We start from the raw sequence: 26,630 nt of genomic DNA on the forward strand, positions 1-26,630 counted from the left end.
TGTACTGTTTTTTAGGCAGGTAATTTTTCGTCTAAGACTGAAGTTAAAATTTCTTCGGCGGTATTTAAAAATTCAGGTAAAGGTTTATAGCTGGTGTGAATTAAATGAATAGTATCATGCAATGTGACGACACCGATGGTTTGCTCCCCTTCTGTACCTATTAATACATTCGGTCCCCAAACCGATTCTAATGTTAATTCGCCGAATTGAGAAGAAAAAGGTAAAACACCCAGGTTTGATATTAAAATATCCGGGGCACAGCTTTGTTTATCAAAGTTAATGAGTCTATTTAGTTCAGGATTATTCATAAAATCCTGGAATTGATTAATCACTGTCGCCATGCCTTGCTGAGTGCGAACAGGCTGAAGATCATCCGTCACCGCGCGAGCCAGATCCCAGAATTTCGTGGTCAGGCGGGCGTCGTAGCCGTAGGTGGGGAAAAGTACAGAAAAGCTCAGCCCGTAATCCAGAGCGAAAAACTTGCGTGCATCAATCGGTGTACAGATACGGACGGGGGTGTTTGAATTGATTGAGGTTGAGGTTGAGGTTGAGGTTGAGGTTGAGGTTGAGGTTGAGGTTGAGGTTGAGGTTGAGGTACGGGTGAAGGCAAGGGCGAAGGCGGCAGCCAGGGCGCCATGTACCGTTGTGTTCTCTTTTTTTTCCCGCAGACGAATGCCGGAAGAAAGCTCCGGTGAGAGCCTGCGTCTGAAGATGTTGAGTTTTGCCAGACTGCGCTCGGTATAGGGTACAGGTGTCGAAGTCCCGGTTGGAATATTAATACTGGCTACAGGCGTGTCAGCCTTAATGCAAATATCCTCAACAGTAGGCTGCAAGGGCAGGGTAACCAGCACCTTACCTGCCAGCGAATCCAGCACGTCACGAATAAAATGGGTGAGTGAAAGACCATCAGCAATTGAATGGTGGGAAGTCATGATAATGACGCAGCGGGTGTCGCTGTAAAGCAGTGCCGCCCTGAGCAAAGGAATATCACCGGTACCGAATGGGGCGGAGAATTCTCGTTTAATCTCTTGTTCAATATCGGTTAATTTATCCAGCCTGACAACACGCAGTGGAATTTTAGCTGAGGAGTCATAGACAAAATGCAGAGGCTGGCTGCTGTCAGTATTCACGCGTGCGTTAATTAAAGGGGGGCGCGATTGTACAGCATGAAGTGCTGCGGCCCAGGCATCTACAGAAGTCGAGCCTGTGACCTCAGCGGTTATTGTGAAATGTTTTGGGCTAATGGGATCGATTAGCCATGCATAGCTTTCCAGTGGGCCAAGCGCCCGAAGAAAGGATCCGCTTTGAGTATCTGTATTCATAAGTCCTCACAAGTATATGATTACTATAGAAAGTATCCGATATAAATGTCATCCTTATAAAATATATTCTGTGCGTCTTCTCTGTCATTGAAATGACATATTATAAATAATTTAATGTTATTATTTAGATAGCAGCAGACACATGCATGACTGAAATGGTGATGTGAAATGACAATACACGAAATGTCATTGTATGCAACTAAAAATAGTTAACCGGCATTAGAACAACAATTGGCAAGGTAATATGTTTTTCTTATATTGAAATATTGTATTGTCAGGAATAACTAAAACTGACACCTTATAGGTAGATACAGAATGACACGCTTGTCGTGCTGCAACAAAAATCGTGTTCGGCAGCGGGAGCGAGAAAACCTGTCGCGGAACTCGTCAGGAATGAATACGGCTGAGATGCGTTGATTAATATTGTCCGCAACGACGGGAGAATGACCGCCATAAATGGAAACGGCGACGACTTCAATCGCTGCTGTTGTTTGCTATGGGTAGTCACATTCAGTGGTTGAACAAAATTGCGAGCTGGCAACTTTGCCAGGTTGCTGGTACCTGAAACAGGGTTAAAAACATGCCCTGCCACAGTGAAAGATTTGCACGGTTTAATGGCATATCTTTCGATATAGCGGTAAATGTGTTTGTCGGAGCATCTCCATAAAGTGTGCCCGTGGTGTTAGCTGAATTAGCTCTGACAGCTATTGTGCTGATATTGAACGTCATTTCTCCGGTTGTGCCCGAACAAGTCGCCTGGACTGAGTGATACCATATAAAAAAATGATCAAAGCGAATATGTCTTTCATATAAGACACCACGAGAATTATTTTCTGTATGGCGTTGTCAATGCTGAAAGAAAAATAATCGTTATCGCTTATTTTTTTATCATTTCTCCAGGCTTTTTTGCCTGTTAAACAGAGAAGGAGAAATATCTTGAAATTATGTAAAGGGAGTGAGCAGATAAGATTGCGAAGATAGATTGCAGCCAATGGAGATAATTACATTGATTGTCTTTTGGAATTGTCTGGCAAAGATAGGCTGTGTCTGCCTGAGGCGATTTCAGTTTCGCCACGAGTGAATCTCCGTGCGCTTGCTCCAGGCGTTTGTCAATAAGCAACCGGACCAACAATGGCTGGCTAAAAACGGCGAAGGATTTTGCGAGAGCCGGGGGCGCATTCCCGACTCTCGCCACGCTTTTTGTTCAGGCTACGAGCCTGTCACTCCAGACCCAGCGTGTACTGTGCAATTTTGAAATAGATAATCAGGCCCGTTCCGTCGATAAAGGTGGCGATAAACGGCGCGGAAACGACGGCAGGATCGATGCCGCAGCGTTTAAGCACCATCGGGATCACTGACGAGACAATGGCGCTCCAGAGTGTAATGCACACCAGCGTCATGCTGACGATAAGCGTAATGTCCATTCCAATTCCCATCATCCATGCCCGTACACAGCCTGCCAGCCCGAGCGTAACGGCAATCATCACCGAGGTGGTCATCTCTTTACGCAGCACGCGCCCCAGATCTTTCAGCCCCACTTCGCCCAGCGCCATCGCCCGGACCAGCGTTGAGGTAATCTGCGTGCCGCTGTTGCCGCCGGTGCCGATCAGCAACGGAATAAAGAACGCCAGTGCGATAGCGGATTCGAGAGCCTCTTCAAAATGCTGAAGCACGGTGCTGGTGTAGGCCTCTGCGACGAACAGCAGCAGCAGCCAGACGGCACGTTTTTTCCACAGCTGCACAGCGCTGGTTTCGAGATAAGGCCGTTCCAGAGGCAGCGTTGCCCCCTGGCGCTGCGCATCTTCCGTCACGTCGTCTTCCAGCAAATGCGCAATTTCACGTTCGGTGAGACAACCCACCAGTTTCCCATGGGTGACAACCGGTACCACGTCAACACCCGCATGGCTCAGCAGGGCGGCCACGTCTGCGCGCTCATCGTCGGGTTTAACCTGCAAAAACTGAGAAACCATCAGCGCGCTAACGGCCTGGACGGTATTGGCTTCCTGTAATAACGTTCTGACCGAAATCATTCCGGCCAGCCGGCCATTATCTTCAATAAAAATATGCGTGGGAATATTGTCATCTTTTAATTGTGCGAAGAATTGTTCACGCGCCAGCGCGACACATAATGACGCGTCGAGGACAATAAAATCCGTATTCATATATTGCGCGATAGCGCTGTCATTAAATGCCGGAAGTGAATTATGGATGGTGTAAGACATAGTGAATTCCCTTTGAATATAAATATCTCTCAGGGGCGAGCAAGACAGGGCATGTCGAAGAGGAGATCCCCACGTCCTGGGTTCAGCACTGTACACCGTATCCCCGAAGGGAAGTTATACTGACAAAGCCTTGATTCGACAGTGCCTGTTTTACCCTATGTTGTTTCTCTCGAAACCACCAGAGCGATAACGTGTATTTGTACAGGAGCCTCGCCATAACGAGATCGTAGTAAAGCGGAAGGAATAATACGCCAGTTTTTAAATGCTGCTTGGAAATATCTGTCATGTTGATGAGCGGTTTAGATTAAATATAGTTAATCAGCGTTGAGGTTTTATTTAATTCATTTCATTTTAAATAGCAGATTCACCTTTCCAGAGAGGCGTAGCAATGGAATGGCTCAATAATTTGCTTAATCATTTTGCACACTATCCGGCGCAGCTGTTCGCCTTGCTGGCGGTAATGGCGTTCTGCAAATCAACGGTTTTTGTCTCCTCCATTCTTCCGCCCGCCTCGCTGATGTTGCTGGGCGGGATCTCCGTGAGTCAGACAACGCTTTCGCCTGCGCTGGCCTGGCTTGCCGTGGTGACGGGCGCGACGTGCGGCTCAGTGTTGAACTACCATCTCGGGCAGCTGATGGGCAATACGCGGCTGATGATGCGCCTGAGTGCGAAACATGCGGATCGCTTTTTAGGCATCCAGCATCAGTTAGCGAAAAACAGCGTGGCGGTATTGTTCACGGCCCGTTTTCTGGCGGTGCTGCGCTACATCGTACCGCTGGCGGCGGGGATGCTCAGAGTGAATGCCGGCAAGGTTTACGCGGTGAGTCTGATCTCTGCCGCCGTCTGGGCGGCGCTGTATGTCGGCGCGGTGGCCGGCATCAGCGCCTTGTGAATAGTACGGCGACCAGCTGGAGCGCTAAATTAGCGTGTTAAGTAGCGCGGGGCCGGTTCACCGGTGCGGGCACTGCCAAACAGCGCCAGGCGCGCCTCCTCATAGCGATCCCATAGCTGGACGTCATGCATCGGCGGGATCGTAATCAGCTCGCCCTGATCGAGCCCGGCCAGCGCCGCGTCAACCAAATTGTCTGTGGTCATCACTGAGCCAGCGGGCAGAGCATCCATCGGTACGCCCGAGATTTCCCAAATTTCGGTGGCGGTTGCCGCCGGTAATACGGCCTGGATACGCACGCCGCTTTCGGCAAACTCTTCCTGCAAACCGCGGGTAAAATTCAGCACCCATGCTTTGGTGGCGCTGTACAGCGCACTGCCTGCGCGGGCGTGGAATGACAGTACCGAGGCGATATTGATCAGCGTACCGCGATTATTTTGCGCAAGACGCGGCAAAATAGCGTAGGTCAGACGCATCAGCGCGGTGGTATTCAGCGTGTTGATCGCCTGATGCCCGGCCACATCACCGGCCAGGAAAGGCGCCATTTGTGCCGTCCCCGCGTTATTGACCAGCGTGTCGATTGCCGTATCACGCTGTAAAACCTCTTCCACGGCGCGGATCCCGGTTTCTTGCGTCAGGTCGGCGACCAGAATCGAGACCGTCACACCATGACGTTCACGCAGTTGATCGGCCAACGCGTTCAAACGCGCTTCGCGACGCGCAACCAGTACCAGGTTAAATCCGCGTGCCGCCAGACGATCGGCATACACGGCGCCAATCCCGGATGAAGCCCCTGTAATCAACGCGGTAGAGAGTGGGTGAGTCATGGTGAATAACCTCATAGTAAAGTGAATTAAATGGTTTCAATATGAAACTTAATTAACTGTGTGTTATTTGGTTTTATAATGCAACCATTACGACGAGGATTTTTTTATTCTGCGAGGCGGTCTGCTGCGGGGCGAGTGCTAATTAGCTGATATTGCTGAATTAAGGGCGTTCAGGAATAACGTCTTCCGGTGCCAGCTCGCGGCCATCATCAGCGATCAAAGCCAGCCTCTGGAGTGGCTTACGGTGCTGCGCGTCAACCAGTACGCTGCCGAATTCGTTCTCCGCGAACAAATAATTGTTGCCCCACTGCGATAACGCCACCAGTACCGTTTGCAGAGCGCGACCCTTTTCAGTGAGAACATACTCCTGCCAGGCGCTGCCGTCAGATGCGGGTCGCAAAACCAGAATGCCTTCCTCAACCAGCTGTTTCAGGCGCGTGGCGAGCATATTTTTAGCGATCCCGAGGCTTTTCTGGAATTCGCCGAAACGCTTAAGACCGCGCAGGGCGTCGCGCACAATCAGCAATGACCACCAGTCGCCTATAATATCGAGCGAGCGGGCAACAGGGCAGGTGCTTTCTTCAAGACGGGTTCGTTTCACAATGGCTCCTCAGATTGATAGTTTTATTATAAAACCAATTTTCGTTCGTGTAAGTAAAAAGAGATATCTATAAGTTTGAGAAATGGTTCCCGGAAATCTGTCATGAATCTGTCACACTCACATCGACCATAACAAGACGAGAGGTATAAGGGATGAAAAAAGCACTACTCGCAATTGCGGTGGCTGGGACCGTAATGATGACCTCCGGCGTGCAGGCACAACCTGCTCCGGAAGGCTATCAGCTGCAACAGGTGTTGATCATGAGCCGCCATAACCTGCGCGCGCCGCTGGGTAACAACGGCAGCGTTCTGCAGCAGTCCACTCCTCATCAATGGCCAGAATGGGAAGTGCCTGGCGGACAGCTCACCACCAAAGGCGGTGTCCTTGAGGTGTACATGGGCCATTACATTCGTGAATGGCTGGCAGAGCAGGGGATGGTCACCACCGGCGAATGCCCACCGGCTGACGCGGTCTATACCTATGCCAATAGCCTGCAGCGCACCGTCGCCACGGCACAATTCTTCATCACTGGCGCTTTCCCCGGCTGCGATATCCCGGTACACCATCGGGAAAAAATGGGGACTATGGACCCGACCTTTAATCCGGTCATCACCGATAACTCGCCCGCTTTCCGCGAGCAGGCCGTCAAAGCGATGGAAACAGAGCGCCAGAAAATGAAGCTTGATGAGAGCTACAAGCTACTGGAGCAAATGACCGACTACGCGAACTCGCCTGCCTGTAAGGAGAAAAAAGTCTGTTCTCTGACGGAGGCTAAAGACACCTTCACCGCCGAATATGAAAAAGAGCCGGGCGTTTCCGGTCCGTTAAAAGTGGGCAACTCTTTGGTGGACGCCTTTACTCTGCAGTACTACGAAGGATTCCCGCTCGATCAGGTGGCCTGGGGACAGATCAAAACCGATCAGCAGTGGCGCGTGCTGTCGCAGCTGAAAAATGGTTATCAGGACTCTCTCTTCACCTCCACCGACGTGGCGCGCAACGTTGCCAAACCGCTGGTGAAGTATATTGATAACGCGCTGGTCACCGATCAGGCCAAAGCCCCAAAAATCACGGTGCTGGTGGGACATGATTCGAATATCGCCTCGCTGCTCACTGCGCTGGACTTTAAGCCGTATCAGCTGCATGACCAGCACGAACGCACGCCGATTGGCGGCAAAATTGTCTTCCAGCGCTGGCATGATAAGAGTGCGAATCGTGAACTGATGAAAATTGAGTACGTCTACCAAAGCGCGGAGCAGCTGCGTAATGCCGATGTGCTGTCACTGAAAGCGCCGGCCCAGCGCGTTACGCTGGAGCTGAAAGGCTGTCCAATTGATGCGAACGGGTTCTGCCCGATTGATAAATTCAATACGCTGATGAATGACGCCGCAAAATAAAGGGTAAACCCCCCGCGCAGGCGGGGGGAACGGTCAGACGTTTTTGCGTTCGATGGTTTGCTCGCCCCAAAAAAGCGAGTCTTTGTCTGTTTTGTCGAAGGCCCGGATCAGCACTTCATCATTTCCTTCTTCCCAAATTTTCTCCGCCAGTTTTTCGTCATATTTCGCGACTTCGAAGATGGCTTCGGCAATTTCCGGAGAGGTATTACGTAAACTGGCCCACTCACCGACGTGATGAGCTTTCGATTCTTGAGTTGGCATGCTTGTCCTCCTGTTGAGGTTAGCTGTTCAGTTTTTTGGCGAGACCGGCGACATGTTCACCCTGGAAACGGGCGATTGCCAGCTCTTCCTGGCTGGGTTGACGAGAGCCGTCGCCGCCTGCAATGGTGGTCGCGCCGTAAGGGGTTCCGCCACGCACCTGCGAAACGTCAAACAACTCCTGTGCGCCGTATCCGATAGGGACAATCACCATTCCATGATGGGCAAGAGTCGTCCATGTGGAGGTGATCGTCTGTTCCTGACCGCCGCCCGTCCCGGTTGAACTGAAGACGCTGGCGAGCTTGCCGAATAAGGCACCCGATGCCCAAAGTCCGCCGGTCTGGTCAAGGAAGGTCCGCATCTGGCCTGACATATTGCCGAAGCGGGTCGGTGTACCAAAGATGATGGCGTCATAGTCGGCCAGCTCTTGCGGGGTTGCCTGCGGGGCATTCTGTGTTTTACCGCCAGCTTTGAGAAACGCCTCGGCGTTCATGGTTTCCGGTACGCGTTTAACCACCACCTCAACACCATCAACTTTATTCGCGCCTTCCGCCACGGCATGCGCCATGGTTTCAATGTGTCCATACATGGAATAATAGAGCACCAGAACTTTTGCCATCTTGTATCACTCCTCGATTTTGGATTCCCGCCAGCGAATCGCTGCGTTCATTTAAAGATATGACCTGATGGCCAGACTGCAAATCTGAAAGCCATTTCTTTGATTTATAACAAAATGTTCAGGCGATTTCTTTGTAGCAATATGAAACATATTTAAGGAAACGGCTTTTTTGAATGATAAGAGCAGCTTATTGGTTTCGTTTTAACGATCTCACACGTTTGGCTGATTTCATGTTGCAGAATATTACCGTTTACTGGCTGACTGGACTCATTCCACTAAGCTTACTTTCACGCGGCGCAGTTAAAGGCTCTGGCCTTGCACCGTCAGGTGAAAGAATCCTCTTTTACTGAATGCAATATGATGTCTAATGTTTCACACTCTGGAGGTTAGAGATGGCAAACCATCGTGGTGGGTCAGGTAATTTCGCTGAAGACCGTGACAGAGCATCAGAAGCAGGTCGTAAAGGTGGCCAGCAGAGCGGGGGTAACTTCAAGAATGACCCGCAGCGCGCATCTGAAGCTGGCAAAAAAGGGGGCAAAAACAGTCACGGGAGTAACAAGAATTAGCGTGTCACTTCCCCCCATTTCAGTGTTATATCCCTGAAATATCCCCCTGCCGCCGGGTCTCCCGGCGGTTTTTTATTGCGCCAACGTTGAACTGCCATCAAAGGCATCGCACACTAGCGGATTGTCTCTGGTTGTTGGTATCCCATGTCTCTCTCTCGCTATGCCTTTTCGATAAAACCTCAGGAAGCGATCCTGATTTTAATCACCATGTTTTGGGGCGGGACGTTTCTCGCTGTCCAGTACGCGGTCACTTTAAGCGATCCGTTTTTCTTCGTTGGGCTGCGCTTTGCCACTGCGGCTGTGGCGGTAGCGCTGATTTCCCTGAAAACGTTGCCTGGACTCACGCGTAAAGAGCTGCTCGCCGGAATGGCGATCGGCGTGTCGATTGCGATGGGCTATAGCCTGCAAACCTGGGGATTACAGACCATCCCCAGCAGCAAATCGGCGTTTATCACCGCGATGTATGTGCCGCTGGTTCCGCTGTTGCAATGGCTGTGTTTGGGCAGAATGCCGGGGCTGATGTCCTGCGTCGGTATCGTGCTGGCCTTTATCGGTCTGATCCTGCTTGCCGGTCCGGGTGACAATCTTCTGGCCATGGGGCCTGGAGAGATCATCACGCTTATCGGTGCGGTGGCGATTGCAGCAGAGATTATTTTAATCAGCGCCTGGGCCGGAAAAGTCGACGTCAAGCGCGTGACCGTGGTCCAGCTGGCGACAGCATCGCTGGTGGCATTTGCGGCGATGGTTCCTGCGGGAGAATCTGTCCCGCCGATGTCCACGGGGCTGGTGGTGGTGGCGCTGGGTCTGGGTATTTTTAGCGCCATTATTCAGGTGACGATGAACTGGGCGCAGCGCAGCGTTTCACCGACGCGCGCCACGGTCATCTACACCGGAGAGCCCGTCTGGGCGGGCATTTTTGGCCGTCTGGCCGGAGAGCGCTTACCGCTGCTGGCCCTGTTAGGTGCGGCGTTTATCGTGCTGGGTGTGCTGGTCAGTGAGTTAAAGCTAAAAAAGAGACGTCGTGAAGCGGCCGATCTGACCCTCGAATAACGCGGTATTGCATCTGAAGCGCGGCCATTCACTCTGCCAGCGCTATCCTGTGCCGGGTAAGGCGACGCGCCATTACCCGGCACAAACCTTCTGTCAGGAATCCTGACGCACCACTTCAGCCTGAGTAACCTCAGCCGTGCGCCGGCTCAGCAGCGCATTCAGCAAAATTGCGCCAAAGGTCGCTGTGCCGATCCCTCCGAGCGTAAAGCCACCGATCCTCAGCGCAAAATCACCCGCCCCGAGCACCAGCGTGACAGCGACCATAATCAGATTGCCGTTCTGGCTGAGATCCACACGGTTCTGCACCCAGATGCGTGCGCCTGCCACCGCAATCAGTCCAAATACCACAATTGACGCGCCGCCGATCACCGGAGCCGGGATGGTGTGGATAAGCGCGCCGAATTTTGGCGAAAAGCCCAGCAGCAGGGCAATCACCGCTGCGGCGACAAACACCAGTGTGGAATACACTTTGGTGACGGCCATCACGCCGATATTTTCGGCATAGGTGGTGACGCCGCTACCGCCCACCGAGCCTGAAAGCATCGTCGCCAGCCCGTCACCGACAAAGGCACGGCCCATATAGGGATCCATATTGCGCCCGGTCATTCCGGCGACGGCTTTCAGATGGCCTAAGTTCTCCGCAACCAGAATCACGGCGACCGGTGCAATCAGCATGATGGCTTGTCCGCTAAACGTCGGAGAGGTGAAGTGGGGCAGACCAAACCAGGCAGCGCTCTGCACCAGCGTAAAATCCACCGGCTTGCCCAGCCCAAAGACGCTGGTTATCAGGGCATACAGCAGACATGCCGCAATCAGCCCGACCAGAATCAGCAGCCGTTGCATCATCCCCCGGGTGAAAACGGCCACCAGCCCAATGCACAGCACCGTCATCACCGCCATCCAGCTGTCAAAAGAGGAACCAGAGACGCCTTTGACCGCGATGGGCGCGAGGTTAAGGCCAATCGCCATCACCACCGCGCCGGTGACGACCGGCGGCATCAGCCGTTCGATCCAGCGGGTGCCAATTTTCATGACCGCAAACCCGATCAGGGTATAGACCAACCCGCAGACGATAATCCCCCCCAGCGCTACGCTCATATTGGGGTTGATCCCCTGGCCGCTAAAGCCCGTGGCAGCAATCACCACGCCGACGAAGGCCGCGCTCGAACCCAGATAACTCGGCACTCGTCCGCCAGTGATAATAAAGAACAGCAGCGTCCCGATCCCCGACATCAGGATCGACAGATTGGGATCCAGCCCCATTAAAATGGGCATCAGCACCGTTGCGCCAAACATGGCGACCGCGTGCTGAACGCCCATCACCACCGTTTGGGCTAACGGAAGTCTCTCATCCGGCGCGACCACGCCGTCTTCAGTAGAGGTCGATTTCAACTGCCAGTGGGGAAAACCGAACATGGCCATGAGCTGTCTCCTTAAGGAGGGTTAACAGGCGGGTCGCAGGAGTGCGTGATAGCCGCGGTCAAACCACACCAGTCCCTGCGGCGCGGGGTGGCGGGTAATCGAAACAATCTCGCAAAACAGAATATCGTGTGTCCCCACGCTCACCACCTGGCTGATGCGGCAGTCGAACGAGGCCAGCGCGTCTTCAAGGCGTGGACAGCCCGTCGCACCTGGCTGCCAGCTGGCCGCGGCAAAACGTTCAGCCATCGGCGTTTTGCCGCCGAAGAGATTGGACAAGGGTTCCTGACCTGCGCTGAGAGTGTTAACGCACAGAGTGCGGTTCTCGCTAAACGTGGGCCAGACGGAGGCCCCGCGATTGAGGCACACCAGCAGCGTGGGGGGAGAGTCGGTCACGCTACACACCGCGCTGGCGGTAAAACCCGCCTGTCCGGCAGGGCCATCGGTGGTGATAATATTGACCGCCGCGCCCACGCAGGCCATGGCGTCACGAAAAAGTTGTTTATCCGGGTGGCTCATCATCGCTCCTTATGCCAGTCCGCAGGCGTCTTCAAAGCTCAGACGCGGCAGTCGCCCGTAGAGTTTGCTGGCATCGCCATAGCCAATATTGATCAGCAGATTGCTCTTCAGGCTACTGCCGGTGAAAAAAGCGTCGTCCACGCGTTGTCGGTCAAAGCCCGACATCGGTCCGGTATCCAGCCCCAGCGCGCGACAGGCAAAGATCAGATATCCGGCCTGCAGCGAGCTGTTGCGAAAAGCGGTCTCCTGCGCAAGCTCTGGGCTGGAGGTGAACCAGCTCCGCGCGTCGCCGTGAGGAAACAGTTCCGGCAAGCGTTCATAAAATTCGCTGTCCCAGGCGATAATCGCCGTGACGGGAGCCGCCAGCGTCTTTTCCAGATTACCGCCGGAGAGTGCCGGGCGAAGTTTCTCTTTGCCTTCGCGAGTGCGCACGAACACTATTCTCGCGGGCGAACAGTTGGCAGATGTCGGTCCCCATTTCATCAGGTCATAAATCTCGCGCAGCGTCTCGTCGCTGACCGGTGTCTCTAGCCAGCCGTTGTGGGTCCGCGCTTCGGTAAACAGCGTTTTTATCGCACCGGGAGTAATCGCTTCGTTCATCAACGCCCCTTATAAAACGGTTTCGCGGCTATGCAGCAGGCTGGCAAGCCCGTTGAGCAGCAGCGGATTGAAGGTGTCAGGATCGGTGACGTTGCAGGCGTGTCCACCCTGGCGTATCACCACTTTTTGGCTCACGGGCAGTACCGCATGAAGCTCGGTCGAACAGACGGCGGGAACCAGCAGATCGTCGGCGGAGCAGACAACCTGTACCGGACAGCGAATCCGCGCGACCTGACGGCTGAAATCAGCCTGCTTCAGGGCCGTCAGCCTGCGCAGCAGATTGTGTTTTCCCTGGAAATGGGCAATAGCCAGCGCCTCTTCGGCCTCCATTCTCGGGGCCCGGGCCGCCATCCAGTCAGCGGGATAGAGGAACAACGGTTGCGCTTCCACCCAGGCCTGCGCGCCGCCTGCGTGCAGCAAACGTTCGCGGATTTGAAAGCAGCGGCGGGTATGCGCATTCAGCTTCAGCCAGCCGTTAACGCACACCAGCGCGGTCACCGCTTGCGGGCGATCAACCGCCAGTTGCAGCCCCACCAGCGCTCCCAGCGCATGGCCGACCACGGCGAAACGGTCGATTCCCGCTTCGGCCAGCGCCAGAAACAGTTCGTCGGCCATCTGCGCCAGAGAGTAGCCCTCCGGCAGGTCGGCAGGGTTATTCCCGGTGCCGCGCTGGTCATAGCAGACGACCTGGTACTCCTGCTCCAGGACGGCAATCTGTGGCAGCCAGTAGCTGCCGCTTCCGCCCAGTCCGGCGATCAGTACCACAACCGGCGCATGCGGGAAGGGTGGCGGTGAAACCGATATTTTCATGGCAACCTCACTTCGCGATATGTGCGACGGTGGCGATCTCAACCAGAGCTTCTGGCTTCACCAGCCCGCACTGAATACAAAAACGCGCGGGTTTATCGCCGGGGAAAAACTCCGCGTAGATCTCGTTAATCGCGGCGTAGTTTTTCCAGTCGGTGATAAAGATGCTGTTGAAGGTCACGTCCTCCATCGTGCCACCCGCCGTTTCGATAACGCTCCTGATGGTTTCGAGAACATGGCGGGTTTGCGCCTTTGGGTCATCGGGGTAGACCACGTTATTGTGTTTATCGAATGGCAGCGTGCCGGAGACATACACCACGCCATCGGCAAGCGTGCCGGGCACAAAAGGGGCAATCGGCGTGCTGGTGCCAGCGGGAATGATCACGGATTTCGGCATGCAGTTTCTCCTACGCGATTCGGGCTACAGAGGACGGTGAAAGGGCTTCGCAAAAATCATTCACATTGCTGACCCAGCCAAAAAAGGTTTCGATATTAAAAAGCGCGGCTTTCTGCGCGAACGCCGGGCCAGCCTGATGGGTAGCGTCTTCCAGCACTACGCCGAAATACTCGAGGAAAAAGCCGTCACGCAGAGTCGATTCGACGCAGACGTTGGTGGCGATGCCGGTAAAGACCAGATGGCGAATACCACGGCTGCGCAACAGGCTGTCGAGGGGAGTATTGAAAAAGCCGCTATAGCGCGGTTTGGGCAGCACGATATCCTCTGGCTGCGGGACCAGCTCATCGACCAGCTGATAATCCCAGCCGCCTTTTGCCAGCAGTTTTCCCTGTAGCTCGGGCTGTTTACGCATGGTTTTCAGGGCGTTGGATTTATGGAAGTTAGGCGAGCCGGGGCCACCGGCCTCCACGTATTGATCGTCCCAGCCGTTCTGGAACCAGATAATCAGCATCCCAGCCGCGCGGGCGGCCGCCACGGCGGTGCGGATATTTTCAATCACCGGGCGGGTGGTGGAGACGTCGAAACCGGCCAAATCAAGATAGCCGCCCTGGCTTGCGTAGGCGTTTTGCATATCGACCACAATCAGTGCGCTCTGCTGCGGCACAAAGGAGATCGCTTCCGGACGGGCGGGTAAACGGGTCATTACGCCACCTCCCGGGTGAGCGCCGGGAGATGGGCCCGGCATTGCATCAGCGGCTGAATGCGTTCGCCAAATGCTTCGACACCGGCAAGGAAATCGTCAAAGGTCAGTAATACGCCTTCGGCTCCTGGCACGCTGGCGACTTCGTCGAGCATTCGCGCCACGCTGGCGTAAGAGCCGACCAGCGTACCCATGTTGATATTTACCGCCGATGTAGGATCTGCCATCTGGCGCACGTTGGTGTCCGACCCGGAACGGGTGTCCTTCTGGCTCTGTTCGGTCAGCCAGCTCAGGGCCTCATCATCGGCTCCGGCTTTATAGTGCTCCCACTTCGCGCGGGCCGCTTCGTCGGTTTCGTCAGCGATAATCATAAACAGCACGTAGGAGCCGACATCCCGGCCGGTCTGTTCCGCCGCCTGTTTCATGCGGGCCGCCGTCGGCGCGAAGGCTGAAGGGGTATTCACCCCTTTGCCGAAGCAGAAGTTGAAATCTGCATGCTGCGCGGAGAACGCCATCCCCGCATCGCTCTGCCCGGCGCAAATCACCTTCATCGGTGTTGAGGGCTGCGGACTGACGCGACAGTCGTTCATGGTGAAATAGTCACCTTTAAAATCGCTCTTACCGGTGCCCCACAGATCGCGCAGCACCTGGACATACTCGGTGAGATAGTCATAGCGGCGTGAAAAATAGTCGTCGCCGGGCCACAGCCCCATCTGCTCGTATTCCGGTTTCTGCCAGCCGGTCACCAGATTGACGCCAAACCGGCCGCCGGAGATGGAGTCAATGGTCGATGCCATTCGCGCAACAATCGCCGGGGGCAAGGTGAGGGTGGCGGCGGTAGCGTAGATCTGGATACGTGAGGTGACCGCAGCCAGGCCAGCCATCAGGGTGAAGGATTCCAGGTTGTGATCCCAGAACTCGGTTTTACCGCCAAACCCGCGCAGCTTGATCATTGAGAGCGCAAAGTCGAAATGGTAGTGCTCGGCCTTTTGCACAATGGCTTTGTTCAGTTCAAAGGTCGGCATGTATTGCGGGGCATGGGTAGAGATAAGCCAGCCGTTGTTACCGATGGGGACAAATACGCCAATTTTCATCACGAACCTCTCTTCATCACAATGTGTGGGGTGAAAGTCAGACGTGGCGCTGCATCCTGCATTTCCTGTTCAGCCTCGTGAAGTCGGTTTTGCAAAGGTGATGCCAGTTTTGAAAACTCTATTGTTATTAATGTGTTAATTAATGGTTGTTGAAAATGGCATGCAAAAGTGGACTAAACGGTCAAAAGCAATGCACAGAAAGCAGGCAGTTATGCGCGATTGAGGTGCAGAAGGTCGTGAGAAGCGAGGGGTTTTGCTATGCTGATGGCACATCAACAAGGAGAGCGCGCATGACACAAGGTGCAGTGCAAACACCAGGTAAACGGTCGCGGGCGGTGAGCGCCAAAAAGCAGGCCATTTTGCAAGCCGCACTGGAGACGTTTTCGCAGTTCGGCATTCACGGCACGCGCCTGGAGCAGGTGGCGGAGCTGTCCGGCGTATCGAAAACCAATTTGCTCTATTACTACCCGTCCAAAGAAGCGCTCTATGTTGCAGTATTGCAGCAAATTCTGGATATCTGGCTGGCGCCCTTAAAGGCGTTTCGCGAAGAGCTGACGCCGCTTCTGGCGATAAAAGAGTACATTCGTCTCAAGCTGGAAGTCTCCCGCGACTATCCGCAGGCCTCAAAGCTGTTCTGTCTGGAGATGCTGCAGGGTGCGCCGCTGTTGCAGGCAGAATTGACGGGGGATCTCAAGCTGCTGATTGATGAGAAGTCGGCGATTATTGCCGGCTGGGTCGCAAGCGGCAAACTGGCACCGGTAGACCCGCATCACCTGATTTTTATGATCTGGGCTTCAACCCAACACTATGCCGACTTTGCCAGTCAGGTTGAGGCGGTAACCGGAAAAACGCTTCAGGACGAGGCGTTTTTCCAGAGTGCGGTCGATAACGTGCAACGGATGATTATCGAAGGGATACGTCTGCGTTAATTCGCCGGGGGAAGGGGGCAGCTTAAATCGCCCTCTTCACACTGCATCAGCGAGGCGAGGAAGGCTTCGCGTTCGGCGGTTTTTTCCGTCATGCACTGATTAATGATCATTGGCTGTATGCTGCCGCCTTCGGTGCCGGATCCGGCAAAGGCGCAGTCGGCATCACGCAACGCTATCCACGCCTGCTGGGCCTTTTTCAGCAAATCACGCTGGGGCGCGGCAGCGCGCTTCATGGCGGCCTGGTAAGTCTGATTCAGTTTTTTATCTGCCGCCTGATATTGCTGCGCGGTGCAGGTGTTCAGATCGGTCTGGGTTGTCGCACTGGCGCATTCATCCGCCAGTGCGCTGGCACTGAGCAGCAAAGCCGCTCCCGCTATAAATACTTTTTTCATTGTCTCACCATATCAATAAGGCTCCGTCTCCGGAGCCTTATTATCACAGCGTTAGCCGATTGTCATCAGACTGGCGTTTCCGCCAGCGGCGGCAGTGTTGACGCTGAGAGAGTGCTCAACGTACAGCCTCTCCAGCAGCAGGTTAGTTTCGCCGCGGGCAAAACCTTGCACCGAAACGATCGCCCCGTTGCGAGCGGCAACCTGCTCGCACAGCTCACGCAGCTGATCGGAATCGCCGTGGTAAATCACGGCGTCAAAGGTCTGCGCGGTGATCACATCCGGTTTCGCAAAGTGGATGCGTGCCGCGACCTCTTTCGGCAGCTGTTTGGCCAGATCGCGATGCAGACCATCTTCCGGCCACAGCACTTCGCAACCGGTGGCTGTTGCCGCTGCCAGCTGGATCAGCGCATCCTGTTCGTTATCCGCTACGCACAATACGCGCTCGCGCGGCATCAGCGTCCAGGTGTTGCGCTCGCCGGTAGGACCCGGCAGCAGACGCTGCGTACCTGCCTGCGCCTGTTCACCATACTGCTGGCAAAGAGCGTGCAATTCTGGGCGTTTTTCTGCCCACTTCGCCAGCGCCTCAAGCGGTTGGGTCAGTACGGTTTTCAACTGCGCATCCACCGGATAGTCTGCATCCTGACGCGCCAGGGTCATGCTGAGGGCATTTTCCGGGCGGTTCGCCAGCAGGCGATACAGATAGAGAGGACCACCGGCCTTCGGACCGGTTCCTGATAATCCCTCGCCGCCGAACGGCTGCACGCCGACCACCGCGCCAACCATATTCCGGTTCACGTACAGGTTGCCCACTTTTGCGCTGCCCGTCACCTGAGCAATGGTTTCGTCGATACGGGTATGCACGCCAAGCGTTAATCCATAACCGGAGGCGTTAATCTGTTCGACCAGCGCCTCAAGATTGTTGCGGCTGTAGCGCACCACGTGCAGCACCGGACCAAAGACCTCTTTTTTCAGCTCATCAAAGCTGGTGAGTTCAATCAGGGTCGGCGCAATAAACGTACCGCTGTTCCATTCGCGGGCGTCTTCACTGTTCTCGCGTACGGCCTGGAAGACCGGACGGCCTTTGGCGCGCATCGCCTGAATGTGCTGTTCGATGTTGGCTTTCGCTTCGGCGTCAATCACTGGCCCGATATCGGTCGTCAGACGCCCCGGGTTGCCCATGCGACATTCCGCCATCGCGCCGCGCAGCATTTTCAGGGTATGGTCGGCGATATCTTCCTGCAGGCAGAGCACGCGCAGGGCGGAGCAGCGCTGTCCGGCACTGTCGAAGGCCGAGGCCAGCACATCCACCACCACCTGTTCGGTGAGCGCAGAGGAGTCAACGATCATCGCGTTCATCCCGCCCGTTTCGGCGATCAGCGGCGTCGGACGCCCCTGCGGATCAAGACGGGTGGCGATGTTGCGTTGCAGCAGGGTGGCGACTTCGGTTGAGCCGGTAAACATCACGCCGCGCACGCGGTTGTCGGAGGTCAGCGCCGCGCCGACGGTTTCACCGCGTCCCGGCAGGAGCTGCACCACGCCTGCCGGCACACCGGCTTCGAGCAAGATCTGGATGCCCTGAGCGGCAATCAGCGGCGTCTGTTCAGCGGGTTTCGCCAGCACGCTGTTACCGGCGGCCAGCGCGGCAGCAATCTGGCCGGTAAAGATGGCCAGCGGGAAGTTCCACGGGCTGATACAGACCACCGGCCCCAGCGGACGGTGGGTTTCATTGGCAAAGTCGTTGCGTACCTGACCGGCGTAGTAGTGCAGGAAATCGACCGCTTCACGCACTTCGGCGATAGCGTTGCTGAAGGTTTTCCCCGCTTCGCGTACCAGAATGCCAAGCAGCTGCTGCATCTGATCTTCCATCAGAATGGCCGCACGTTCGAGGATCGCGGCGCGCTCCTGCGGCGGGGTGGCAAACCAGATTGGCGCGTTGTTCACGGCATTTTCCAGCGCCAGTTCGACCTCCTGTGCGGTGGCCTCACGAGCAAAACCGACAATATCTTTCGGTTCTGCCGGGTTAATCACCGGCTGCATATCGCCTGCTTCGACGGGCTGCTCAAGAATCGGTTTGGCCTGCCATTTTTGCAGGGCGCTGTTAAGCAGAGCCGAAGAGAGCGACGCCAGACGATGCTCGTTTGCCAGATCCAGCCCCGCAGAGTTGATGCGATCGTGACCATAGAGTTCGCGCGGCAGGGCGATCTTCGGATGCGGCAGGCCGATCTGGCCTTCCTGCGCGGCCATTTTTTCGACCTCCTGCACCGGATCGGCAACCAGTTCATCGATCGGCAGGGTGGTATCGGCAATCCGGTTCACGAAGGAGGTGTTCGCGCCGTTTTCCAGCAGACGACGCACCAGATAGGCCAGCAGCGTTTCATGGGTGCCGACCGGGGCATAAATACGGCACGGTCGATTCAGTTTGCCGTCAGCGACTTTACCGGTGACTTGCTCATACAGCGGTTCGCCCATGCCGTGCAGGCACTGGAATTCGTACTGGCCCGGGTAGTAGTTTTGCCCGGCCAGGCTGTAGATCGCCGCCAGCGTGTGGGCGTTGTGGGTGGCGAACTGCGGATAAATCAGGTTCGGCACGCCGAGCAGTTTTTTCGCGCAGGCAAGATAAGAGACGTCGGTGTAAACCTTGCGGGTGTAGACCGGATACCCCTCCAGACCGTCCATTTGCGCACGTTTGATTTCGCTGTCCCAGTACGCGCCTTTCACCAGACGGATCATCAGGCGACGGCGGCTGCGTGAAGCCAGGTCAATCAGATAATCAATCACAAACGGGCAGCGTTTCTGATAGGCCTGAATGACAAAGCCGATCCCGTTCCAGCCTGCCAGCTCCGGCTCAAAGCACAGTTTTTCCAGCAGATCGAGGGAGATCTCCAGACGGTCGGCCTCTTCGGCGTCGATGTTAATCCCAATGTCATACTGGCGTGCCAGCAGCGTGAGCGATTTCAGACGCGGGTACAGCTCGTCCATCACGCGGTCATATTGCGCGCGGCTGTAGCGCGGATGCAGGGCGGAGAGCTTAATTGAGATGCCCGGACCTTCATAAATACCGCGCCCGTTCGAGGCCTTACCAATGGCATGAATGGCCTGCTGATAGGAGACCATATAAGCCTGCGCGTCGGCGGCGGTCAGCGCGGCTTCGCCCAGCATGTCGTAGGAGTAGCGGAACCCTTTATCTTCCAGCTTGCGGGCATTGGCCAGCGCTTCAGAGATGGTTTCACCGGTGACGAACTGCTCGCCCATCAGACGCATCGCCATGTCCACGCCTTTGCGGATCAGCGGCTCGCCGCTTTTACCGATAATGCGGTTCAGGGAGCGAGAGAGATTGGCTTCGTTATGGGTGGAGACCAGTTTGCCGGTAAACAGCAGGCCCCAGGTCGCGGCGTTGACGAACAGCGACGGGCTACGGCCAATATGAGAGTGCCAGTTGCCGTTGCTGATTTTGTCGCGGATTAGCGCATCGCGAGTAGCTTTATCCGGAATACGCAGCAGCGCTTCGGCCAGACACATCAGCGCCACGCCTTCCAGCGAGGAGAGGGAAAACTCCTGCAATAGCCCCTGAACCATACCGGCCCGACCGCTGGCTGACTTCTGGTGACGCAGTTTATCGGCGAGCTGATACGCCAGGCTGTGCGCCTGCGAGGCAACCGGTTCAGGCAGACGAGCCTGCTCCAGCAGCATCGGCACGGCGTCGGTTTCGGCACGGCGATACGCGGCGGTGATGGCCGCGCGGCTCACCGATTGCGGCAGGATCTGCTCGGCAAAGTCGAGGAACGGCTGGTGGTTCTCTTCGGCGGCGGCGGTGACATCTTCACTTTCGTTCGCTGCACCGGCCAGTAGCGCAGGCAGTTCCGGTAAGGCCTCTTCATTTTCCAGGCGTTCCAGATAATTAAAAATGGCCTGCTTAATTAACCAGTGCGGTGTGCGGTCAATGCGGGTTGCGGCGCTCTTAATCCGTTCGCGGGTCGCGTCATCCAGCTTAACCCCCATGGTGGTCATGCCCATGCCAAAGCTCCTGTTGATCTGTCGTGATGTTCGTGGTTAGCGTGAAATATCCACCATGTTGCAACTTTGTGCAACCGTGTTAAATGTGACTTGGTTTGCAAGCTGAAAAATGAATGGATTGTTAACCGGAAGTTAGCTGGAAAAAATAGCTGGATTCTGCCTTTGCGGCCTGTTTATATGCGGCACTTAACACTTTTTAAAGGTGCAACCGATAAAAGCGTGAGCGAGTGCAACCTATACGAAAGACCTATAAAACCAGGGATGAATTTGATGTAAATGCAGTGTTAAATCATTTGTGCAAGGTAAGCGTATACGGCAGGATACGCCCGCCCGATAAAACAGATACGCAAAATCCTTCATGTTGCTGACGATGCTGGCAAGGCAAAAGTGGCGTGAAAGATGGCGCTTAAACATTGTCACCCCGTTCCGGTGACCGAATAACAAGGCAGCCGGGAAGGCTGTCGCTTTATCATTTTGGAGATTTCGAATGGCAATTAGCACACCGATGCTGGTGACATTTCTCGTTTATATTTTTGGCATGATCCTGATAGGGTTTTTGGCATGGCGATCAACCAATAGTTTTGATGATTATATTCTGGGTGGACGCAGTTTAGGCCCGATGGTGACGGCGCTTTCTGCGGGCGCATCCGATATGAGCGGCTGGCTGCTGATGGGGCTGCCGGGCGCGATTTTCATCTCCGGTATTTCGGAAAGCTGGATTGCAATCGGCCTGACTGTCGGAGCGTGGATCAACTGGAAGCTGGTGGCGGGGCGTCTGCGTGTTCATACTGAAGTGAATAACAATGCGCTGACGCTGCCGGACTACTTCACCGGTCGTTTTGAGGATAAGAGCCGCGTTCTGCGCATTATCTCCGCAGTGGTGATTCTGGTGTTCTTTACCATCTATTGTGCGTCAGGCATCGTGGCAGGCGCGCGTCTGTTTGAGAGCACTTTTGGCATGAGCTACGAAACCGCGCTGTGGGCCGGGGCCGCTGCAACCATTCTCTATACCTTCGTCGGCGGTTTCCTGGCGGTGAGCTGGACTGATACCGTGCAGGCAAGTCTGATGATTTTTGCCCTTATCCTGACGCCGGTGATTGTGATTTTCACCGTTGGCGGCTTTGGCGATTCGCTGGAAGTGATTAAGCAAAAAAGTATCGAAAACGTCGATATGCTGAAAGGGCTGAACTTTGTTGCCATCATTTCGCTGATGGGCTGGGGCCTGGGCTATTTCGGTCAGCCTCATATCCTGGCGCGTTTCATGGCGGCAGATTCTCACCACACCATCGTTCATGCGCGCCGGATCAGTATGACGTGGATGATCCTCTGCCTGGCCGGTGCCGTGGCGGTGGGGTTCTTTGGTATCGCCTACTTTACCAATAACCCGGGGCAGGCGGGCGCGGTGAACCAGAACGCCGAGCGGGTGTTTATCGAACTGGCGCAAATTCTGTTTAACCCGTGGATTGCCGGGATCCTGTTGTCGGCGATTCTGGCGGCGGTGATGTCCACCCTTAGCTGTCAGTTGCTGGTGTGCTCAAGCGCGATTACCGAAGATTTGTACAAAGCGTTTCTGCGTAAAGGCGCGAGCCAGAAAGAGCTGGTCTGGGTGGGGCGTTTTATGGTGCTGCTGGTGGCGCTGATCGCCATTGCGCTGGCGGCGAACCCGGAGAACCGCGTGCTGGGCCTGGTCAGTTACGCCTGGGCCGGTTTTGGTGCGGCGTTTGGCCCGGTTGTGCTGTTCTCGGTACTCTGGTCGCGCATGACGCGTAACGGCGCACTGGCGGGGATGTTGATTGGTGCGGTGACGGTCATCGTCTGGAAACATTTCGCGTGGCTGGATCTGTACGAAATCATTCCGGGCTTTATCTTCGCCAGCATCGGGATCGTGGTCTTTAGCCTGCTGGGCAAAGCGCCGTCTGCCTCAATGACGCAGCGTTTTGCCGAAGCAGATGCGCATTACCATACGGCACCGCCATCAAAGCTGCAGCCTGACTAAGCGTTAATCGGTTTTCAAAGCCGGGTAAGGCGACGTCGCCGCCCGGCTTTTTTTCTGTCAGAACTGCACGCACACCGGCTGATCAACGCGCATCACCGACTCCTGCGCAAAACGTGATTTATAGATCCCGCGTAACGCTTCGATATTGCTCTCGCTCTGGGCATCTTTCCCGTGGATCAGCATCAACGCTTTGCTTGGCTCACGCGCCACTTTCCCGTCATTGCCCAGCCACTGTCCGCGCGCATCAAATACCGTTAAGCCATCGCGAAAACGCGGCGTGACGTCCTGATCGACAAACTGCTGCCACTCCTGACCGGTAATGGCCGCACCAGCCGGACGATTCAGACCGAAATAGAGCGTGGTTTGCTGCATCTGGTTATCCACTTTGCAGGTGGCGTCAGAAGCCGTATGCGAGGGGGCGTTGCAGCCTGCCAGCATGAAAAGTGCGGCAACCATAAGCCCTGTTTTGATGGTCATTGTTCGCTATCCTCATTGTTATTGTTGCAAGAAAAAGCCGGGTGGCGCTAACGCTGACCCGGCCTACAAATCACCTGTTCGACAAACGGGATTAAAGCACCAGCCCCGCAAAACTTGCCGACAGCAAGCTCACCAGCGTCGCGCCGTACACCAGACGCAGACCGAAGCGAGAGACCACATTCCCTTGCTGTTCGTTCAGGCCCTTAATGGCGCCAGCAACGATGCCGATAGAGGCAAAGTTAGCAAACGAGACCAGGAAGATGGAGAGAATGCCCAGCCCACGCGGGGTCATTTGTCCGGCAATTTTTTGCAGCTCAATCATCGCCACAAATTCATTGGCGACCAGCTTGGTGGCCATAATGCTGCCCGCATTTAAGGCATCGCTCAGCGGAATGCCAACCAGCCACGCCAGCGGATAAAACACATAGCCCAGAATCTGCTGGAAGCTCATGCCAAATACGCTGGAGAATAATGCGTTAACGGCGCTGATAATGGCAATAAAGCCAATCAGCATGGCCAGAATAATCATCGCGACTTTGAAACCGGCCAGAATATACTCGCCGAGCATTTCAAAGAAGCTTTGCGATTCGTGCAGCTTTTCCAGTTTGATATCGGGTTCTGCTTCCGGGCGCGCCGGGTTGATGACCGACAAAATAATAAAGGTGCTGAACATATTAAGGATCAGCGCGGCGACCACATATTTGGCATCAAGCATCGTCATATAGGCACCAACAATCGACAACGATACCGTGGACATCGCCGTGGCGGCCATGGTGAACAGGCGACGTGAAGAGAGATCGCCGAGCACCCCTTTGTAAGCAATAAAGTTCTCTGACTGACCGAGAATTAAAGAACTTACGGCGTTAAACGATTCCAGCTTGCCCATGCCATTCAGTTTTGACAGCAATGTCCCGATGACGCGAATAAAAATCGGCAGAATTCGCCAGTGCTGGAGAATGCCGATCAGCGCGGAAATAAAAATAATCGGACAGAGTACGCCAAGGAAAATGAACGCCAGCCCTTTTTCAGCCATTCCGCCAAAGACAAAATTTGTGCCTTCAGCGGCGAATTTCAGCAGAGACTCGAAGAAACCGGAGACATATTTAATGACGAAGAGACCGCTTTCGGCGTGCAGAAAAAAGAACGCCAGCGCAATTTCAATGACAATAAGCTGTAAAACGTAGCGAATACGAATTTTCCGGCGGTCGAAACTCACCAGCCAGGCGAGCGCAAGAATAATGACCAGCGCCAGCAGGAAATGAACGAAGTTATACATATTAAAATTTCAGCAGGTAAACGAAGCGCTTATTTAGCCATAGGCCGTGTTAACCGTAAATGGGCATTTACGTTATAAGTTATAGACATAACGATAACCATCGTAACTATTAACAGGCGAGCAATTTACAACTGGTCATCAAAACCCGTCACATTTCGCTTGTTTTTCTTCTTGTCGTAATGATAATCACTATCACAGTTATTTACCTTTCTTTGCATCAGTTGACCGCGATTAACATTTAAGGTGTCGGCATGTTTGTTCCATTTCTCATTATGTTACGTGAAGGGCTTGAAGCGGCCTTAATTGTCAGCCTGATCGCCAGTTATCTGAAGCGAACGCAACGCGGGCGCTGGATAGGCGTGATGTGGATCGGCGTTTTCCTCGCCGCCGCGCTGTGCCTGGGTCTTGGCATTCTGATCAATGAAACCACCGGTGAGTTCCCGCAAAAAGAACAAGAGCTGTTCGAAGGAATTGTCGCGGTTATTGCGGTGGTGATCCTCACCTGGATGGTGTTCTGGATGCGCAAGGTTTCACGCAACGTCAAAGTTCAGCTTGAGCAGGCCGTGGATACCGCGCTGCAAAAGGGCAACCATCACGGCTGGGCGCTGATTGGGATGGTCTTTTTCGCGGTGGCCCGCGAAGGGCTGGAGTCGGTCTTTTTCCTGCTGGCGGCATTTCAGCAGGATGTGGGGATCTGGCCGCCGCTCGGGGCGGTGCTGGGTCTCGCCACCGCCGTGGTGCTGGGCTTTATGCTTTACTGGGGCGGCATCCGTCTGAATCTCGGCGCTTTCTTCAAGTGGACCAGCCTGTTCATTCTGCTGGTGGCTGCAGGGCTGGCGGCAGGCGCGATTCGCGCTTTCCATGAGGCGGGCCTGTGGAACCATCTCCAGGACGTCGCATTCGATCTTAGTAACGTCCTCTCTACCCACTCTCTGACCGGAACCCTGCTGGAAGGTATTTTTGGCTATCAGGAAGCGCCGAGCGTCAGCGAAGTGGCGATGTATTTCATCTATCTCATTCCGGCGCTGGTGCTGTTCTTTATGCCATCACGCCCGGGCGTTCAGCCGTCGCGTACTGCGCCCTGATGCGCTGAGTGTTGTTTCAACATACTTTTAGAAAGGGAAGGGTCATGGCAATTCAATTTCGTCGTAGTGCGTTACAGGCCGGTGTGGCAGCGCTGTTTGCGTATGCCTTTTCCGCCCAGGCGGCTGATATTCCTCAGGTGAAAGTCACCGTGAACGATAAACAGTGTGAACCGATGACGATCACGGTTAACAGCGGCAAAACGCAGTTTATCATTCAGAACCACAGCCAGAAGGCGCTGGAGTGGGAGATCCTCAAAGGCGTGATGGTGGTTGAAGAGCGCGAGAACATCGCGCCCGGTTTTACTCAGAAAATGACCGCTAACCTGCAGCCGGGCGAATACGACATGACCTGCGGCCTGCTGACCAATCCGAAAGGCAAGCTGATCGTCAAAGGCGAAGCCACCGCGGATGCGGCGAAAGGTGAAGCGTTGCTCAGTCTTGGCGAGGCGATTACCGCCTATAAAGCCTACGTGACCAAAGAGACCGCCGATCTGGTTGCCGGTACCAAAGCGTTTACCGACGCGGTGAACGCGGGCGATATCGAGAAAGCGAAATCTCTGTATGCGCCGACGCGTCAGCACTACGAGCGTATCGAGCCGATTGCCGAGCTGTTCTCCGATCTCGACGGAAGCATTGATGCCCGTGAAGATGACTATGAACAGAAAGCCGCCGATCCGAAATTCACCGGTTTCCATCGTCTGGAAAAAGCGCTGTTTGGCGACAACGCCACTCAAGGGATGGAGAAGTACGCCGAGCAACTGAACAGCGATGTGCTGGAGCTGCAAAAACGCATCAGCGAGCTGGCTTTCCCGCCGTCAAAAGTGGTGGGTGGCGCGGCAGGCCTGATTGAAGAAGTGGCGGCCAGCAAAATCAGCGGTGAAGAAGATCGTTATAGCCATACCGATCTGTGGGACTTCCAGGCAAACGTGGAAGGCGCGCAGAAAATTGTCGATCTGCTGCGCCCGCAGCTGCAGAAAGATAACAGCGAACTGCTGGCCAAAGTGGATGCCAACTTCAAGAAAGTGAACACCATTCTGGCGAAATACCGTACCAAAGACGGGTATGAAACCTATGATAAGTTGACCGATGCGGATCGTAATGCGCTGAAAGGCCCGATTACTACGCTGGCGGAAGACCTGGCTCAGCTGCGTGGCGTTCTCGGTCTGGACTAAGCCCT

The 26,630-nt window shown here is 54.8% G+C and carries 25 protein-coding genes and 1 riboswitch; of the genes, 8 read left to right on the plus strand and 17 right to left on the minus strand.

The genetic code is table 11. From position 1 onward, the window contains the following. Positions 1–11: 11 nt before the first annotated feature. Together SOM82_RS07580 and SOM82_RS07585 are read right to left on the minus strand one after the other, a co-directional pair. A complete protein-coding gene (locus tag SOM82_RS07580; RefSeq protein WP_320461143.1) occupies positions 12–1,322 on the minus strand; it encodes a condensation domain-containing protein in 1,311 nt (436 codons plus the stop codon). A 1,220-nt stretch (positions 1,323–2,542) separates the two neighbouring features. After that, the gene (locus SOM82_RS07585) at positions 2,543–3,544 is read right to left on the minus strand and encodes a magnesium transporter (protein ID WP_320461144.1); all 1,002 of its coding nucleotides are present in this window, start codon (positions 3,542–3,544) and stop codon (positions 2,543–2,545) included. 60 nt (positions 3,545–3,604) lie between these two features. Then, positions 3,605–3,774, minus strand: a riboswitch (M-box (ykoK) riboswitch). Between the two features lie 158 nt (positions 3,775–3,932). Between SOM82_RS07585 and SOM82_RS07590 the strand changes: the two genes are divergently transcribed. After that, positions 3,933–4,436, plus strand: a complete 504-nt coding sequence (locus SOM82_RS07590) for a DedA family protein (RefSeq protein WP_320461145.1) — start codon at positions 3,933–3,935, stop codon at positions 4,434–4,436. Positions 4,437–4,465: 29 nt separating this feature from the next. On the opposite strand, the gene SOM82_RS07595 is transcribed toward SOM82_RS07590, so the two are convergent. Next, entirely contained in the window at positions 4,466–5,260 is a 795-nt protein-coding gene (locus SOM82_RS07595) for an SDR family NAD(P)-dependent oxidoreductase (RefSeq protein WP_320461146.1), read from the minus strand. Positions 5,261–5,420: 160 nt separating this feature from the next. Continuing rightward, positions 5,421–5,861, minus strand: coding sequence for a winged helix-turn-helix transcriptional regulator (locus SOM82_RS07600; RefSeq protein ID WP_320461147.1), 441 nt, complete (start codon positions 5,859–5,861; stop codon positions 5,421–5,423). Between the two features lie 152 nt (positions 5,862–6,013). Here SOM82_RS07600 and agp point away from each other — a divergent pair, with 152 nt between their 5' ends. Continuing rightward, positions 6,014–7,255, plus strand: a complete 1,242-nt coding sequence (agp, locus tag SOM82_RS07605) for a bifunctional glucose-1-phosphatase/inositol phosphatase (RefSeq protein ID WP_320461148.1) — start codon at positions 6,014–6,016, stop codon at positions 7,253–7,255. Positions 7,256–7,288: 33 nt separating this feature from the next. On the opposite strand, the gene SOM82_RS07610 is transcribed toward agp, so the two are convergent. Both SOM82_RS07610 and wrbA read right to left on the minus strand, forming a co-directional pair. Next, entirely contained in the window at positions 7,289–7,516 is a 228-nt protein-coding gene (locus SOM82_RS07610) for a YccJ family protein (RefSeq protein ID WP_320461149.1), read from the minus strand. Positions 7,517–7,535: 19 nt separating this feature from the next. Continuing rightward, on the minus strand, positions 7,536–8,132 hold the full coding sequence (gene wrbA, locus SOM82_RS07615) for an NAD(P)H:quinone oxidoreductase (protein WP_320461150.1): 597 nt from the start codon (positions 8,130–8,132) through the stop codon (positions 7,536–7,538). Positions 8,133–8,524: 392 nt separating this feature from the next. Between wrbA and SOM82_RS07620 the strand changes: the two genes are divergently transcribed. After that, a complete protein-coding gene (locus SOM82_RS07620) occupies positions 8,525–8,698 on the plus strand; it encodes a con-10 family general stress protein (protein ID WP_154129074.1) in 174 nt (57 codons plus the stop codon). A gap of 144 nt (positions 8,699–8,842) precedes the next feature. Beyond that, positions 8,843–9,748: a DMT family transporter gene (locus SOM82_RS07625; RefSeq protein ID WP_320461151.1), complete on the plus strand. Its 906-nt coding sequence runs from the start codon at positions 8,843–8,845 to the stop codon at positions 9,746–9,748. 93 nt (positions 9,749–9,841) lie between these two features. Here SOM82_RS07625 and rutG read toward each other — a convergent pair whose 3' ends face one another. The 7 genes from rutG to rutA are packed head-to-tail and all read right to left on the minus strand — an operon-like array spanning position 9,842 to position 15,284. Continuing rightward, positions 9,842–11,170, minus strand: a complete 1,329-nt coding sequence (rutG, locus tag SOM82_RS07630) for a pyrimidine utilization transport protein G (protein WP_320461152.1) — start codon at positions 11,168–11,170, stop codon at positions 9,842–9,844. 21 nt (positions 11,171–11,191) lie between these two features. Then, complete coding sequence (gene rutF / locus SOM82_RS07635; RefSeq protein WP_320461211.1) at positions 11,192–11,686, minus strand: NADH-dependent FMN reductase RutF; 495 nt, start codon at positions 11,684–11,686, stop codon at positions 11,192–11,194. Positions 11,687–11,695: 9 nt separating this feature from the next. Next, the gene (locus SOM82_RS07640; RefSeq protein ID WP_320461153.1) at positions 11,696–12,286 is read right to left on the minus strand and encodes a malonic semialdehyde reductase; all 591 of its coding nucleotides are present in this window, start codon (positions 12,284–12,286) and stop codon (positions 11,696–11,698) included. Between the two features lie 9 nt (positions 12,287–12,295). After that, positions 12,296–13,096 (minus strand): pyrimidine utilization protein D, encoded by an 801-nt coding sequence (gene rutD / locus SOM82_RS07645; RefSeq protein WP_320461154.1) that lies wholly within the window; start codon positions 13,094–13,096, stop codon positions 12,296–12,298. 7 nt (positions 13,097–13,103) lie between these two features. Next, positions 13,104–13,490 carry a pyrimidine utilization protein C gene (rutC, locus tag SOM82_RS07650; protein ID WP_154129080.1) on the minus strand — a complete coding sequence of 129 codons (387 nt, stop codon included), beginning with the start codon at positions 13,488–13,490 and terminating at the stop codon, positions 13,104–13,106. A gap of 10 nt (positions 13,491–13,500) precedes the next feature. Beyond that, positions 13,501–14,193: a pyrimidine utilization protein B gene (gene rutB, locus SOM82_RS07655; RefSeq protein ID WP_320461155.1), complete on the minus strand. Its 693-nt coding sequence runs from the start codon at positions 14,191–14,193 to the stop codon at positions 13,501–13,503. Further along, complete coding sequence (gene rutA, locus SOM82_RS07660) at positions 14,193–15,284, minus strand: pyrimidine utilization protein A (protein WP_320461156.1); 1,092 nt, start codon at positions 15,282–15,284, stop codon at positions 14,193–14,195. The genes rutB and rutA overlap by 1 nt, the downstream gene beginning before the upstream one ends. 290 nt (positions 15,285–15,574) lie before the next feature. Here rutA and rutR point away from each other — a divergent pair, with 290 nt between their 5' ends. After that, the gene (rutR, locus tag SOM82_RS07665; RefSeq protein ID WP_154129083.1) at positions 15,575–16,213 is read left to right on the plus strand and encodes an HTH-type transcriptional regulator RutR; all 639 of its coding nucleotides are present in this window, start codon (positions 15,575–15,577) and stop codon (positions 16,211–16,213) included. Here rutR and SOM82_RS07670 read toward each other — a convergent pair. Next, entirely contained in the window at positions 16,210–16,605 is a 396-nt protein-coding gene (locus tag SOM82_RS07670; RefSeq protein WP_154129084.1) for a lysozyme inhibitor LprI family protein, read from the minus strand. The genes rutR and SOM82_RS07670 overlap by 4 nt on opposite strands. A gap of 51 nt (positions 16,606–16,656) precedes the next feature. After that, complete coding sequence (gene putA / locus SOM82_RS07675; RefSeq protein WP_320461157.1) at positions 16,657–20,619, minus strand: trifunctional transcriptional regulator/proline dehydrogenase/L-glutamate gamma-semialdehyde dehydrogenase; 3,963 nt, start codon at positions 20,617–20,619, stop codon at positions 16,657–16,659. A 487-nt stretch (positions 20,620–21,106) separates the two neighbouring features. On the opposite strand from putA, the gene putP reads away from it, so the two are divergent. Next, positions 21,107–22,615 carry a sodium/proline symporter PutP gene (gene putP / locus SOM82_RS07680; RefSeq protein WP_154129086.1) on the plus strand — a complete coding sequence of 503 codons (1,509 nt, stop codon included), beginning with the start codon at positions 21,107–21,109 and terminating at the stop codon, positions 22,613–22,615. A gap of 57 nt (positions 22,616–22,672) precedes the next feature. On the opposite strand, the gene SOM82_RS07685 is transcribed toward putP, so the two are convergent. Next, entirely contained in the window at positions 22,673–23,092 is a 420-nt protein-coding gene (locus SOM82_RS07685) for a DUF3574 domain-containing protein (RefSeq protein WP_320461158.1), read from the minus strand. A 91-nt stretch (positions 23,093–23,183) separates the two neighbouring features. Further along, on the minus strand, positions 23,184–24,368 hold the full coding sequence (locus SOM82_RS07690) for a NupC/NupG family nucleoside CNT transporter (RefSeq protein WP_154129088.1): 1,185 nt from the start codon (positions 24,366–24,368) through the stop codon (positions 23,184–23,186). Positions 24,369–24,619: 251 nt separating this feature from the next. On the opposite strand from SOM82_RS07690, the gene efeU reads away from it, so the two are divergent. Then, complete coding sequence (gene efeU, locus SOM82_RS07695; RefSeq protein WP_320461159.1) at positions 24,620–25,453, plus strand: iron uptake transporter permease EfeU; 834 nt, start codon at positions 24,620–24,622, stop codon at positions 25,451–25,453. 44 nt (positions 25,454–25,497) lie between these two features. Next, complete coding sequence (efeO, locus tag SOM82_RS07700; RefSeq protein WP_320461160.1) at positions 25,498–26,625, plus strand: iron uptake system protein EfeO; 1,128 nt, start codon at positions 25,498–25,500, stop codon at positions 26,623–26,625. The last annotated feature ends 5 nt before the right edge of the window (positions 26,626–26,630 follow it).

Origin of the sequence: Lelliottia sp. CFBP8978 (genome assembly GCF_034046055.2) — a bacterium.
GTDB lineage: Bacteria > Pseudomonadota > Gammaproteobacteria > Enterobacterales > Enterobacteriaceae > Enterobacter.

Excerpts from the sequence above, each read along its gene's own strand:
- SOM82_RS07580 (WP_320461143.1), bottom strand. The coding sequence starts at position 1,322 with ATGAATACAGATACTCAAAGCGGATCCTTTCTTCGGGCGCTTGGCCCA.
- SOM82_RS07585 (WP_320461144.1), bottom strand. The coding sequence starts at position 3,544 with ATGTCTTACACCATCCATAATTCACTTCCGGCATTTAATGACAGCGCT.
- SOM82_RS07590 (WP_320461145.1), top strand. The coding sequence starts at position 3,933 with ATGGAATGGCTCAATAATTTGCTTAATCATTTTGCACACTATCCGGCG.
- SOM82_RS07595 (WP_320461146.1), bottom strand. The coding sequence starts at position 5,260 with ATGACTCACCCACTCTCTACCGCGTTGATTACAGGGGCTTCATCCGGG.
- agp (WP_320461148.1), top strand. The coding sequence starts at position 6,014 with ATGAAAAAAGCACTACTCGCAATTGCGGTGGCTGGGACCGTAATGATG.
- SOM82_RS07610 (WP_320461149.1), bottom strand. The coding sequence starts at position 7,516 with ATGCCAACTCAAGAATCGAAAGCTCATCACGTCGGTGAGTGGGCCAGT.
- wrbA (WP_320461150.1), bottom strand. The coding sequence starts at position 8,132 with ATGGCAAAAGTTCTGGTGCTCTATTATTCCATGTATGGACACATTGAA.
- SOM82_RS07620 (WP_154129074.1), top strand. The coding sequence starts at position 8,525 with ATGGCAAACCATCGTGGTGGGTCAGGTAATTTCGCTGAAGACCGTGAC.
- SOM82_RS07625 (WP_320461151.1), top strand. The coding sequence starts at position 8,843 with ATGTCTCTCTCTCGCTATGCCTTTTCGATAAAACCTCAGGAAGCGATC.
- rutG (WP_320461152.1), bottom strand. The coding sequence starts at position 11,170 with ATGGCCATGTTCGGTTTTCCCCACTGGCAGTTGAAATCGACCTCTACT.
- rutF (WP_320461211.1), bottom strand. The coding sequence starts at position 11,686 with ATGAGCCACCCGGATAAACAACTTTTTCGTGACGCCATGGCCTGCGTG.
- SOM82_RS07640 (WP_320461153.1), bottom strand. The coding sequence starts at position 12,286 with ATGAACGAAGCGATTACTCCCGGTGCGATAAAAACGCTGTTTACCGAA.
- rutD (WP_320461154.1), bottom strand. The coding sequence starts at position 13,096 with ATGAAAATATCGGTTTCACCGCCACCCTTCCCGCATGCGCCGGTTGTG.
- rutC (WP_154129080.1), bottom strand. The coding sequence starts at position 13,490 with ATGCCGAAATCCGTGATCATTCCCGCTGGCACCAGCACGCCGATTGCC.
- rutB (WP_320461155.1), bottom strand. The coding sequence starts at position 14,193 with ATGACCCGTTTACCCGCCCGTCCGGAAGCGATCTCCTTTGTGCCGCAG.
- rutA (WP_320461156.1), bottom strand. The coding sequence starts at position 15,284 with ATGAAAATTGGCGTATTTGTCCCCATCGGTAACAACGGCTGGCTTATC.
- rutR (WP_154129083.1), top strand. The coding sequence starts at position 15,575 with ATGACACAAGGTGCAGTGCAAACACCAGGTAAACGGTCGCGGGCGGTG.
- SOM82_RS07670 (WP_154129084.1), bottom strand. The coding sequence starts at position 16,605 with ATGAAAAAAGTATTTATAGCGGGAGCGGCTTTGCTGCTCAGTGCCAGC.
- putA (WP_320461157.1), bottom strand. The coding sequence starts at position 20,619 with ATGGGCATGACCACCATGGGGGTTAAGCTGGATGACGCGACCCGCGAA.
- putP (WP_154129086.1), top strand. The coding sequence starts at position 21,107 with ATGGCAATTAGCACACCGATGCTGGTGACATTTCTCGTTTATATTTTT.
- SOM82_RS07685 (WP_320461158.1), bottom strand. The coding sequence starts at position 23,092 with ATGACCATCAAAACAGGGCTTATGGTTGCCGCACTTTTCATGCTGGCA.
- SOM82_RS07690 (WP_154129088.1), bottom strand. The coding sequence starts at position 24,368 with ATGTATAACTTCGTTCATTTCCTGCTGGCGCTGGTCATTATTCTTGCG.
- efeU (WP_320461159.1), top strand. The coding sequence starts at position 24,620 with ATGTTTGTTCCATTTCTCATTATGTTACGTGAAGGGCTTGAAGCGGCC.
- efeO (WP_320461160.1), top strand. The coding sequence starts at position 25,498 with ATGGCAATTCAATTTCGTCGTAGTGCGTTACAGGCCGGTGTGGCAGCG.